Genomic DNA, 11,666 nt, shown 5'->3' on the forward strand with positions numbered 1-11,666 from the left:
ACAGCCGCAGGCATCCACGGCAAAAACCGTAACCGGCTCTATTTGATCTGGCCCAGCAGCGCCGCCGCCCCGCTTGCCGTCGTCGACAGGCGCTGCAGCGCCTCGCGCCCGCCGGCTGCGTAAGCCGCGACCGCACGCAGTAGGTCACGCAACTGCGCCGCCGCCCCCGGATCGAACCGGCAATAGGCACCGCCCGACAGCCGCGCGATCTCGCGGAACGCCTGCTCGGTGACCGCGTCGTGTCCCTCCTGGAACATGAACACCGGGACCTTCAGCAGACCGAGCTCGCCAGCCTTGGCGCTGAGGTCATCGACATTCTCTTCCATCGCGTCGCCGACGAACACCAGCGCACGCACGCCGTGGGCCACCGCTTCCCGCCGGGTTTCCGAAAGCACCTTGTGGATCTGGGTATGGCCGCCCTCGACCGTGATCCGGCTCATCAGCCGCGCCAATTGGGCGGCGTCGGAAATCCACGGGCTGGCGCGGCATTCACCCAAGCCGCGGAAATACACCAGCCGCACATCGAGGCCGCCGATCGATCCGGCTTCGCGAAACATCTCGGCCTGAAGCTGGCAGGCCAAGTCCCAGGTCGGCTGGCGGCTCATGGTGGCGTCGAGCGAGAAAATCAGCCGACCGCGCGCGCCCGCCTGCGGCGTCATCACCCTCGCCTTGGCGACGAAGGCGGCGATGTCGGCCGATGTCGATGCCGCCTCCGGCAACGACCCGGCTTTTCCCGCCGTGGGTGATTTGCTGTCGCTCGACATCGTGGTTCGCGCTGCCTGCACTCCGCTGGTTGCTCTCGTTTATCTGGGAGCCACCTTGCGGCCGTCAAGCTCGGCCGCGAACCCGTCAAGGAGAGACCGCCCTTCGGCGGTCTCTCCGGACGCCGTCAACCCTTGATGAAGGCCAGCAGGTCAGCGTTGACCGTCGCGGCTTCCGTGGTCGGCATGCCGTGTGGAAAGCCCTTGTAGGTCTTCAGCGTCCCGTTCTTCAGCAGTTTTGCCGACAACGGCCCGGAGGCGACATAAGGAACGATCTGATCGTCTTCGCTGTGCATCACCAGCACGGGCACGGTGATCTTCTTCAGGTCCTCGGTGAAATCGGTCTGCGAGAAGGCGACAATGCCGTCATAGTGCGCCTTGGCGCCGCCCATCATGCCCTGGCGCCACCAGTTCTGGATGACGGCCTCCGAGACCTTGGCGCCGGGCCGGTTGAAGCCATAGAACGGCCCCGACGCCACGTCGCGATAGAACTGGGAGCGGTTGGCCGCCAGTTGCGTCTGAAAATCGTCAAACACTTCCTTGGGGAGGCCGTCGGGATTCGCCGCCGTCTTCACCATCAGCGGCGGCACCGCGCAGAGGATAGCCGCCTTCGCCACCCGGCTTTCGCCATGCCGCGCCAGATAATGCACGACCTCGCCGCCACCGGTGGAATGGCCCACATGAATGGCGTTCCGCAGATCGAGATGCGCCGTTACAGCCGCGAGGTCGTCGGCATAATGATCCATGTCATGCCCATCGGCCACCTGGCTGGAGCGGCCGTGGCCGCGGCGATCATGGGCGATGACGCGATAGCCGTGATTGAGGAAGAACATCAGCTGCGCATCCCAGTCATCGGCCGACAGCGGCCAGCCATGGCTGAACACGATGGGCTGACCCTTGCCCCAATCCTTGTAGAAGATCTCAATACCGTCTTTTGTTGTGACGACACTCATGCGACTGCTCCGGGGTGACTGCGCGACCGGGCCATTTCATACGCGCGAATATCGGTGTTGTCAGGATCGGCAATGTCGCGCCCGCGCCGGAACGCGACGGCTTTGAATTGAAACGTCACCGCCCGCTCGACTTTTGATTGACCATGCCGGCGCGCAGCGGTGATCGATCGCTGTTGAGGCCGTTGAGCCGATCTTGGGGCGATTCTGGAATGAAGGCGATCAGAGCTGCCGATGATGCCGCGCGATGACGGACGGCGGGCGCAGAACGTCAGGCTGGTTGATTTACGGCATCGCCATTTCAGGCAGCGATAGTGCGGCGGCGCGCTGCGACGCATCGTGGCCCGCCTTCGCGTCTCGCAGACCAGCGTCCTGCTGCTTGGCGTCCGGAGCTTTCCTGTTGCTGGAGATGGTCAGCTTGTCGCTCCGCGCCGGGCGCAGATCGCTGTCCTCGCCGAGGAACTGGTCCAGCGCTTTCTGAATCTTTTCCTTCACGACCTCGGGGCCGCGGTCGCTCATGTCGGTGTGCTGAGCACCGGTCTTGACGACCTCGATGCCGGTCTTTTCGCACTCCTCGTCGTCGGGCACGACGCCGGGATCGGGCACGAAGTGCTCATCCTTGGAGCGGAACGAGAGGATCTTGAACTTCGCCTCGGTAAGGAACGGAACGCGCAGATTGTCCAGGGTGACGACGCGCTTGATCATCTCCGGATGTTCCTTGGCGAAGAACATCGAGATATCGCCGCCATTGGAATGACCAACCATCATCAGCTTGTCATAGTCGGCGTAGGCCATGCGCTTCTTCATCTCGCCGACCGCAAACATGATGTTGGTGACGCCGCGTTCATAGACCGGCAGCCGCCCAACATAGAGCTGGCCGACCTTGGTCACCAGCGGCGCGTCGGTGGCGAGATCGTGCTGGATGCTGAGCACCAGATAGCCGCGCAGCGCGAGCACGTTGGCGAGGAAGGAATACTCGGTATTCTTGACGGTGTTGCCGTGATTGACGATGGCGACCGGCAGCGCCTTCATGCCGGCCATCGCCCGCATCTCGGAATCGCGCCGCACCGCAACATTGACCGCGATCACGCGGTCGCGCGACGCATCATAAAGCTCGACCATCTCATGCCGGACCGCCCATTTGCTGAACGAGAAATAGGCTGCGGCGACGAAGGCCACGGCAGCGACAGCAATGATCAGGCCACGTTTCATTCAAGTCCTCGGCGGGCAATCGCTCTTAAGCGGTAAGCGGGTCGGGGTCGGTGGTCAGTCTTCGGTCAGCTTTTCGAGTCAGTTCTCAGCGGTCAAATTCGTGTTGGTCCATGAAAGATAGACATAACATCGCTGTGACAACAGCCGAAATGTTGGGAAGTTTCCGTCTTTTAATTGTGCAAAGCACTATAAGATTGTGCAGTCGCACAAGAAGCAAACCTTCTTACCATGGCCTCGTGAACAGCAAGAGTTTGTCATCGGCCACCCTGATGGCAGGATGAAACCAGCGTTCAAGCCTTCGGTTGCATTTTCATAAAATTGAAAAACAACCGTCCAGCAAAGCTTTACAAGCGATCGCCCCTGTCGAATCGCCGCCCGCGAAACAAATCGCCGGCAGCGAATACGGATTCATTTTTCTGTCACAACGAAATGTGGATTCAGTTTTAGGAGCACTCAGGCACCGATGATGTCGTCCACCACCAGCGGCTGGTCGACCTGAGAAAACCACTCAGCCCGCGCCGCGGCCCGGCGGCGGCCGCGCTCGTCCAGCGGCAGCTTCAATTGCCGCAGCAGCCCGATCACCTCCTCGCGCGCCGTGACATGGCCCATGCTCGGCCGGGCGCCGAGCGTCGCCTCGTCGAGATTGTCGAGCGCCGTCAAACCGCGCGGGAAGAATTCGCGGTACACCACGCGCTCGGCAAAGCCATCGATGGCGCGGAAGCCGAGGCGGAACGACAACTGCTTCAATCCCTGCGCCACCAGTTGCTTGTTGCGCGAGCCGAGCATCGACAGACGGTTGCGCACCACGATCCAGTCTGTGGTCGCGCCGTCGAGCTGGCGACGCTGCTTGCGCGCCTCGCGCACCATGGTCGCGTAATGGCTCTCGCCGGTGCAGGCATAGGTCTGCGGATCGACGGTGCCGAGCACGTCGAAATCCAGAAAGCTGTCGTTGATCGGCGTCACCAGCGTATCGGCCATCGAGTGCGCAAGCCGCATCAGATAGCTGTCGGTGCCCGGCGTATCGATGACGACGAAGTCGAACGCGCGTTCGACGGCACTGACGGCCGAGGAGAACTGCTCGAGCTCCGACGCTTCGTTGTCCGCCACCATCATGCTGGTGCCGAGTTCGATGCAGCGATGATGCGGCAGTTCGAGATCGAGCCCGGTGCGGCGCGCCCAGGCGGCGCGGTTGGCGATGTAGCGGCTGAAGCTCTGTTGCCGGCAATCGAGATCGATGGTCGCGACGCGCTGACCGGCTTTCAGCAGCGCCACAGCAATATGCAGGCCGGTGGTGGACTTGCCCGACCCGCCCTTCTCGTTGCCGAGCACGATCACATGTGCCGTGCCGGAACGGCCCTGATCAGCCTGCCGCGCCATCTCAAAATATCCCCTCGCATTATCTTCAAATCGCGCACTGTCGCGGTCAAGCGAAATGCGCCTGACATGCACCTTGGGTCGTCATTCATCATGAACGCAGGGACATGCGGCAAAGCGCCGGCCAACGGGTTCCGCAACCGGCTTTACTCAGAACGCTGTCCCGCGCTACCACGGCATCCCGCTCCGCCAACGCCCTCGAGTACAAATGCCCCAAGCGCCCCTGATCGCCCGCACGCTTCCATCCCTGCATCGCGCGCTGGATCGCCTGCGCGCACGCAACGCGACCGTCGCGCTCGTCCCCACCATGGGCGCACTGCATGAGGGCCATATTTCGCTGGTCCGGCTGGCGAAGCGACGGGCCAAGCGGGTCGCGGTGTCGATCTTCGTCAACCCGACCCAGTTCGCACCCCATGAAGATCTCGGCTCCTATCCGCGCACCTGGAAAGCCGACATCGCCAAGCTGACGGCCGAAGGCACCGACCTCGTCTGGCATCCCGATGCCGGCCTGATGTATCCACCCGATTTCGCCAGCCGGATCGCCGTCGAGGGGCCGGCCACTGTCAACCTGGAGGATCGCTTCCGTCCGCATTTCTTCGGCGGCGTGGCGACCGTGGTGGCGAAGCTGTTCACCCAGGTGCGGCCGGACGTAGCGATTTTCGGGGAGAAGGATTTTCAGCAGCTCAAGGTGGTCACCCGCATGGCGCGCGACCTCGATCTCGGCGTCAAGGTCGTCGGTGCGGCGATCGTGCGCGAGCGCGACGGCCTCGCGATGTCGTCGCGCAACGTCTATCTCTCAGCGGAGGAGCGTGCGACTGCGCCGGTGCTCTATCGCGCGCTGAAAGACACCGCGAAGCGCCTGCGCGACGGCGACAGCCTTGCCGCCGCCCTCGCCGCCGGTGCCGGCAGCATCACCCATGCGGGGTTTGCCCTCGATTACCTCGAGGCCAGACATGCGGAAACGCTGGCGCCGATCGCGAGCGTCAAGGATGGACCCGCACGCCTGCTGGTGGCGGCCAAGATCGGCACCACGCGCCTGATCGACAATGTGAAGGTCTGAGTTGAAGGCCTGAGCTTTCAGCCGCGCCAGCCGCTATTACAGCAATCCGAGTTCGCGCAGCTCCCGCCGCAGCGGTTCGGGCATTGCGGCAATGCCGTCACTGGCGCGCTTGCCGAGATCGGCGGGCGCATCCTTCACCGTGAGATAGCGCCAGCCCTGGAACGCGCGCATCGGCCGCGGCGCCACCGGAATCAGCTTCGGTTCCATCACCAGGCGGCAACGGCCGATGCCATCCTTGTCGCGAAACGGCTCGATGCCGATCAGTTTTTCGCGCACCAGGATCTCGCCCTTGATCACCCAGAAGATCGACCCGCCGTCGAGCAACTCTGTGTCGCGCTTCGGGGTCATCCGGGTGATGTGGACGTGGCGATTAGCCTTGCTCTTCTTCATTCGCTCTTTGATCCAGCCGTCGAGATCCGCGATGGATTCGGCCCCGACGCTGAGTTTGATGAGATGAAGCGGCATGACGTGACGTGCAGCGTAAAAGTTCAGGAGAGATCAGGTCGCCGCCGAACCAGGACGGCCGCGGCAACCACGATCCGATGAGCGTCAGTTATCCTCGCTCGCGGCAGCAGGCGCAAGCGGGACAGGTGCAGCCGGCTGTGGAGCGGCGGCATTCTTTTTCGGCGCCTGTTTCTTTGGCGCGGCCGGAGGTGCCGGCGAAGGTGCCGCGGCCGTCCGTGGCACCGCGGCCTGTGCCGCATTCGGCGGCGATGCAGCAGGCCGTGGCGCGGCTATGGAGGCCGGCTGCTTCGGTGCGGCGGCGTTCGCCGCGGGCCTCGGCGGCGGCGCAGGCGTTGACGACTCCGGCGCCATAATGCTGACGGCCGGAATCGACGAGGAACTGGGAAAGTCGCCCGACAACGGCTTGCCGGTCGGGACCGACGGCGGCAGCCCTGCCAATCCCATGCCTGCGCCAGTGCCCACGCCCGTCGCCACCGGCACTGCCGACCCCGGCGTATTCCAGGCCAGCGCGTAGCGCCCGATCAGGTTCTGATAGGTCCGGTCAGACATGTTGGCCGCGATCACGTTGTGGTCGGACAACGACTTGTAGACGGCACAGTCCGATGGCGTGCAGCCATCACGGGTGACAAGCACATGGGCGACAAGACCGTAGCGGTCGCGCTCCACGGCGCGGCGAAGTGCCGACAGGTCGGAGGTCATCGCCTTGTCGGCGGTGGCTTCATCGCCGAAGCTCGTCAGACGGCTGATCTGGGCCGCGGTGTAGGACACCGCTGCCGCCGCGGAATCGGCGGATGCGAACAGCGCGCGTTCACAGGCCGCAGCGACGGCGTCGCCGGCGAGATCGTCAAGGCAGGACAGCGCTGGAAGCGAGGCCACCGGCCGCGGCGAACGTGTGTCCGCGGTCGTCTCGGCGTCGCCGAAGCTGCGCACCGTGGACGCCACCGCAATGGTGATCGCCAGCAGCGTGATGACGGTCAATGCGCCGTTCGCCACCGATTTCTCGGCGCGCAGCAGTGTGACCAACAGGACAAGGGCGAAAAAGAGTGCAGCCGCCAATGTGACCCACATTGGCAACGAAGGCGAACGCCAGAGCTGATCAAGCGACGTGGTCCAGGCCCAATTCATGCGAGACGCCCCTCAAGACAAACCCCCACAAGACAAACAATGAACGCGAACGCGTCCTGATCTGGAGGTTACTCGATCCCGGCTCGTCCCGCGCAGCGGCCTTCAGTGACCGATCGATGCGACATGAATAGGGCGAAAGGTCCGCTTATGCAGCGGCGAGCTGGCTTTCCTTGGCGACGCGCTCAAAGGCTTCGGTCGAACTCTTGATGCGGTATTGGCAATCGTCGCCATCCGTCGGCAGCTGGCGGATCACCTCATAGGTTCCGCTGGCCGCAGGACGCGCCACATTGCTGGCCGTGAAATAGACCGTCTCACCAACGACGAATTTGTGCTTCAACACCCTCTCCATCACGCGATACGAGAAAAAGCCGGCCTCAATGTCCCAAAAAGGCCTGACTGAATGCCCGGCAAGCCTATAGCACGGGGCGAGCAGGTTTGGCCAGCCATTTAACAAGATGGAAAATGCCAAAATATTTCAGCTTTATCAGTAAGATAGATCGAGTTTTTGGACCACAGGAAAGGGCCCGGGAAGCCTAAAACGTGTGCAGCGCGGCAAGGCGCCTGGCTATCGCGCAGGCGCCTTGAAAAGTCACTTTGGAAGGTCCCGGGACAGGCCGGAAAATGCCGCGACCGGCTCACGCCGACGGGGGCAGCGTGCCGTTCGGGCTGGCATGGTCCACGGTCGCCGGAAGCTGCTTGGCAAGCGCGTCCAGCACCTGGTCGATCGGAATGCCGAAGCTGGCCGCGAGCTGCTTGACCTGATCGCTGTTGAGCACCTGCTTGAGCTGGTCAGCCGAGATCGGAAGGTTCTCGCCATTGCCGAGCCAGGATTTGACCTGATCGCCCAATCCAGCCTGCTGCAGCTTGGCGAGAATAGTGGAAAGCCCGCCCTGCCCGCCGCCACCCAGAACCTGGTTCAGGATTGTCGGCAGCACACTCGCCTCCAACTGGCCCAGAATACCCTTGAGGGCGGGCGAGTTGCCGAGTTCATCGAGAATACCCATCGGCCGATGCTCCTGTTGATTCACAGTTCTGTTTTATAGACTTCAGTGGATCGCAGCGAGAGTATCGGGGGCCTCGCTGCCGTCTGCTGACAATTCCGTGATTTAGTCGTTCTCGAATTTTTCGATCACCAGCGTTTCCGCCAACCCCGCCTCAGTCCACTGCCGGAACGCGGGCAGCGCCTGCATGGCCTCCATGTAAGCACATACCGGCGGCGTGACGTTGACGGCGTAGATGCGCAACCGGTGCACCACCGGTGCGTACATGGCGTCCGCACCACTGAAGCCGCCGAACAGGAACGGGCCCTGCGCGCCATAACGTGCCCGGCAGTCGGTCCAGATCTCCTGAATCCGCGCGATGTCGGCCTGTGCCTGCACGGAAAGCGCTTTCGCCCGCACCGGACGATGCAGGTTCATGCCGCACTCGTTGCGCAGGGCGCCGAACGAGGAATGCATCTCCGCCGAAATCGAGCGCGCATGGGCCCGCATGGCGCGGTCCTGCGGCCAGAGTTTCGCTTCGGGAAAGCGCTCGGCGGCGTATTCGATGATGGCCAGCGAATCCCACACCGTCAGGTCGCCGTCCACCAGCGCGGGCACCTTGCCGGACCTGGTGACGTCGAGGATGCGCTGCTTGTCGGCGGCGTCGGTATAGAGCGGAATCACGATTTCGTCGAACGCAATGCCGGCGGCACGCAGCGCCACCCACGGCCGCATCGACCATGACGAATAGTTCTTGTTGCCGATGACCAGCGTCAGACTCATGTCCGGGACTCCGAGAGGATGCGCCACCTTGCACGCGCGGCGCGCGGCGATCAATCCGGCACGGCGACAAAGGCGTTGTGCGCCTTGCAGCCTCGTGGCGGATGCGTCATGGCAGTGCCATGACCCCATCCGATTCGACCGCTCCCCCCGCCCAGCTCGACAGCGCCATCCTGAAGGTCCTGAGCGAGGTCGGCAGCAAGACGCTGAGCCCGCCGGAGATCGCACACGCCATCGCCAGCGACGGTGACTGGCACGACCTGCTGGTGCCGATCCGGCGCGCCGCGGTGAGCCTGGCGCTGGCTGGGCGCCTGGTGATCTATCGCAAGGGCAAGCCGGCCGATCCCAACGACTTCCGCGGCGTCTACCGGCTCGGACTGCCGCGGCACGATTAGAGCTACCGGGCCTACTTGGTGGGCCTCGGAAACAGCTCCCGACTTTTCCCCGACAGCCAGTAGGCAATCAAACCGGTCCATTCGTGGCTGGCGATGTCGGCGCGGGCGAGGCCCCGCGTCAGCGTCTCGATCGGCACCGCTGCATCGATCCAGCCCCGGGTGCGCCAATCGACCGGATAGGCCTCGACCTCGAAGCCGGCGGCGCGGAACACGCCCATCGACCGCGGCATGTGAAAGGCCGACGTCACCAGCAGCCAGCGCTCGCCCGGCTTGGGCGCCACCAGATCGCGAGTGAAAATCGCATTTTCGTAGGTCGTGCGCGAGCGGTTCTCCAGCGTCACGCGATCGGGCGCGATACCGAAACTCGCCAGCAGCTTGCCGGCGATCGGCCCCTCCGGCACCGGAGCCGTGGTCAGATTGGCACTGCCGCCGCTGAACACGATGCGCGCCTTGGGATATTGCCGGGCCAATTGCAGCATCGCCAGCACCCGCTCGCCCGCCGCGTCGAGCTCGACGGTGTGGCGCGCCTCCGACGTCTCCGGATCAATCGCGCCGCCGAGGATGACGATGCCATCAGGGTCGCGTCCGCCGGCCTGCTGCCAGGCCGGAAAGCGCTCGGTCAGCGGCAACAGCGCGAGATTGCTGACCGGCCAGTATCCAACCAGCAGCAGGAGGATGATCGACGTCCCGATCACGCCCCTCGCCCCGCGCTTCAAGCCGACCACGTACAACAGCGCGCCGAACACCAGCAGCGACGCGATCAGGTTGGACGGCAGCGCGAAGAATCCCAGAACCTTGGACGCAATGAAGAACATTCGGTCAGCCTGACCTTTCCAGATGCTGGGCCTGCATGACCGATCGGCCGCGCAAGATCAATCGGTGACAAGACCGTGCTTGGGCTCGCGATCCTTTAAGCCGGCGGAGCCGGCACCAACCCGTGACGCAGCATCGTCTCCCTCATCTTCGTCGGATCGGGGGCACCGGTCGCCAGCAGGGCCGCCATTTCCCGGAAGTATCCGGGGTCGAGCGCCGCCGGAGTCAGGATGCAGAGACAGTTCGCCGGCACCTGGGTGTCGTTGCGGAAGCCGTGGACAACCCCACGCTTGATGAAGAGGTTTTGTCCGAGCTCAAGCGTTACGTCGCGCTCGCCGAGCTGCCAGGTCGTCACCCCGGCCAGCCCATAGATGGTTTCGTCCCAACTCTCGTGATGGTGAGCGATCGGCATCCGGGCATTCGGCTGCACGGTCATCTCGAACAGGCCGAGGCTGCCGTCGGTGCTGTCGCTGCTCAGCAGGAATCGCAATTCCAGGCCGCCGATACGCATGACTTCCGGCATGGTCATCTCTGGTCCTTCGTTCATGACTTGCGCAGGGATCTCAATCCCAGTTCGGTGCGAAGGCGAAGTTGGTGAGCCGGCCCTTGCCGGTCGCCATCGCAAAAATCTCATCCATCTCGCGATCGGACAAAACAAAATCGAAGATGGCGAGATTTTCCGACAGACGTTCGACCCGCGAGGTGCGCGGGATCGCCGCGACGTTCTGCTGCACCAGCCAGCGCAGGCACACCTGCGCAACTGTCTTGCCGTATTTCTTGCCGATACGCTCCAGCGTCTCGTTGCCCTTGATCCGCCCCTTCGCGATCGGGCTGTAGGCAACGAGTGCCATGCCGTGACGCCGGCAGGCATCGAGCACCTTCGATTGACTGAGGAACGGATGATACTCGACCTGGTCGCACACCAGCAGCTCCGGACACAACGCAATCGCCTGCTCGATCAGCGCCACCGTGAAGTTCGACACGCCGATGTTTCTCGCGAGCCCGAGTTGCTTGACGCGGGCCAGCGCGCCCAGCGTTTCGCTCAGCGGCACCTGCGGGTTGGGCCAGTGCAACAGCAGCAGGTCGACGTCGGCCAAACGCAGGCGCGCCAGGCTTTCCCGGGTCGAGCGCTCGAGTTCGGTCGGCGCGAAATGAGTGGTCCACACTTTGGTGGTGACGAAGATGTCGTCGCGTACGATGCCGGAGGCGCGGATGCCCTCGCCGACCTCGCGTTCATTGTCATAGACCTGCGCCGTATCGATGTGGCGATAGCCGAGCTTGATGGCCTGCTCGACCAGGCGCGCGCAGGCCCGCCCGCGCAGCTCCCATGTGCCGAGGCCGAGCGCGGGGATGGCCGCCCCGTTCGCTTCGATCATCTGCATGGGCGTCTCCAGAACAGGTTCAGGATGGCCGCTTACGCCGAGGCGTTGGCTCCGGCCAGCGCCGCAAACACCGTCTCGGGCGCATGTGCGATCACCGCAAGCAGCGCCCGCGCCGGGCCACGCGGCGAACGCTTGCCCTGTTCCCAGTTGCGAATGGTTTCGATGGGCACGCCGAGCTTGGCGGCGAACTCGGCCTGGGTCAGGCGCGCGCGCCGGCGCAGATCACGAACGGCGGGCACGGCCGCAACGGGCGGCATCGCCGGCGCCGGGAGCGGCATTTCGCGGCCCTCGCGCAACTCCACGATCCGTCCGTCGGCCTTCAATCTCAAACGCTGCATCTTCGAACCATGTCATAGCCGCGCATAGGTA

15 protein-coding genes are annotated in these 11,666 nt (G+C 63.9%); 2 read left to right on the forward strand and 13 right to left on the reverse strand.

The window, feature by feature from the left end; all coding sequences use genetic code 11:
* Positions 1–38: 38 nt before the first annotated feature.
* The 4 genes from RS897_RS35955 to RS897_RS35970 form a co-directional block, all read right to left on the reverse strand.
* Entirely contained in the window at positions 39–764 is a 726-nt protein-coding gene (locus tag RS897_RS35955) for a VWA domain-containing protein (protein WP_315833407.1), read from the reverse strand.
* Positions 765–889: 125 nt separating this feature from the next.
* Positions 890–1,714 (reverse strand): alpha/beta fold hydrolase, encoded by an 825-nt coding sequence (locus RS897_RS35960; protein WP_315833408.1) that lies wholly within the window; start codon positions 1,712–1,714, stop codon positions 890–892.
* Between the two features lie 282 nt (positions 1,715–1,996).
* Positions 1,997–2,923, reverse strand: coding sequence for an alpha/beta hydrolase (locus RS897_RS35965; protein WP_315833409.1), 927 nt, complete (start codon positions 2,921–2,923; stop codon positions 1,997–1,999).
* Positions 2,924–3,376: 453 nt separating this feature from the next.
* Positions 3,377–4,300, reverse strand: coding sequence for a division plane positioning ATPase MipZ (locus RS897_RS35970; RefSeq protein ID WP_315833410.1), 924 nt, complete (start codon positions 4,298–4,300; stop codon positions 3,377–3,379).
* A gap of 205 nt (positions 4,301–4,505) precedes the next feature.
* Here RS897_RS35970 and panC point away from each other — a divergent pair, with 205 nt between their 5' ends.
* A complete protein-coding gene (gene panC / locus RS897_RS35975; protein ID WP_315833411.1) occupies positions 4,506–5,357 on the forward strand; it encodes a pantoate--beta-alanine ligase in 852 nt (283 codons plus the stop codon).
* A gap of 36 nt (positions 5,358–5,393) precedes the next feature.
* Here panC and RS897_RS35980 read toward each other — a convergent pair whose 3' ends face one another.
* The 5 genes from RS897_RS35980 to RS897_RS36000 form a co-directional block, all read right to left on the reverse strand.
* Positions 5,394–5,822, reverse strand: a complete 429-nt coding sequence (locus RS897_RS35980) for a DUF1489 family protein (protein ID WP_315833412.1) — start codon at positions 5,820–5,822, stop codon at positions 5,394–5,396.
* An 84-nt stretch (positions 5,823–5,906) separates the two neighbouring features.
* Positions 5,907–6,947, reverse strand: a complete 1,041-nt coding sequence (locus RS897_RS35985) for a hypothetical protein (RefSeq protein ID WP_315833413.1) — start codon at positions 6,945–6,947, stop codon at positions 5,907–5,909.
* 145 nt (positions 6,948–7,092) lie between these two features.
* Entirely contained in the window at positions 7,093–7,296 is a 204-nt protein-coding gene (locus tag RS897_RS35990; RefSeq protein ID WP_315838857.1) for a hypothetical protein, read from the reverse strand.
* 286 nt (positions 7,297–7,582) lie between these two features.
* Positions 7,583–7,951, reverse strand: a complete 369-nt coding sequence (locus RS897_RS35995; RefSeq protein ID WP_315833414.1) for a YidB family protein — start codon at positions 7,949–7,951, stop codon at positions 7,583–7,585.
* A gap of 102 nt (positions 7,952–8,053) precedes the next feature.
* A complete protein-coding gene (locus RS897_RS36000) occupies positions 8,054–8,710 on the reverse strand; it encodes a glutathione S-transferase family protein (RefSeq protein WP_315833415.1) in 657 nt (218 codons plus the stop codon).
* A 119-nt stretch (positions 8,711–8,829) separates the two neighbouring features.
* Here RS897_RS36000 and RS897_RS36005 point away from each other — a divergent pair, with 119 nt between their 5' ends.
* Positions 8,830–9,102 (forward strand): DUF3253 domain-containing protein, encoded by a 273-nt coding sequence (locus tag RS897_RS36005; protein ID WP_315833416.1) that lies wholly within the window; start codon positions 8,830–8,832, stop codon positions 9,100–9,102.
* An 11-nt stretch (positions 9,103–9,113) separates the two neighbouring features.
* Here RS897_RS36005 and RS897_RS36010 read toward each other — a convergent pair whose 3' ends face one another.
* From RS897_RS36010 to RS897_RS36025, 4 genes are all read right to left on the reverse strand, one after another.
* The gene (locus tag RS897_RS36010) at positions 9,114–9,917 is read right to left on the reverse strand and encodes a YdcF family protein (protein WP_315833417.1); all 804 of its coding nucleotides are present in this window, start codon (positions 9,915–9,917) and stop codon (positions 9,114–9,116) included.
* A 95-nt stretch (positions 9,918–10,012) separates the two neighbouring features.
* Positions 10,013–10,444 carry a cupin domain-containing protein gene (locus RS897_RS36015; RefSeq protein ID WP_315833418.1) on the reverse strand — a complete coding sequence of 144 codons (432 nt, stop codon included), beginning with the start codon at positions 10,442–10,444 and terminating at the stop codon, positions 10,013–10,015.
* A 34-nt stretch (positions 10,445–10,478) separates the two neighbouring features.
* The gene (locus tag RS897_RS36020; protein ID WP_315833419.1) at positions 10,479–11,297 is read right to left on the reverse strand and encodes an aldo/keto reductase; all 819 of its coding nucleotides are present in this window, start codon (positions 11,295–11,297) and stop codon (positions 10,479–10,481) included.
* Positions 11,298–11,329: 32 nt separating this feature from the next.
* Positions 11,330–11,635, reverse strand: coding sequence for a helix-turn-helix domain-containing protein (locus RS897_RS36025; RefSeq protein ID WP_315833420.1), 306 nt, complete (start codon positions 11,633–11,635; stop codon positions 11,330–11,332).
* Positions 11,636–11,666: the final 31 nt, after the last annotated feature.

It is taken from the genome of Bradyrhizobium prioriisuperbiae, from assembly GCF_032397745.1.
Taxonomy (GTDB): domain Bacteria; phylum Pseudomonadota; class Alphaproteobacteria; order Rhizobiales; family Xanthobacteraceae; genus Bradyrhizobium_A; species Bradyrhizobium_A prioriisuperbiae.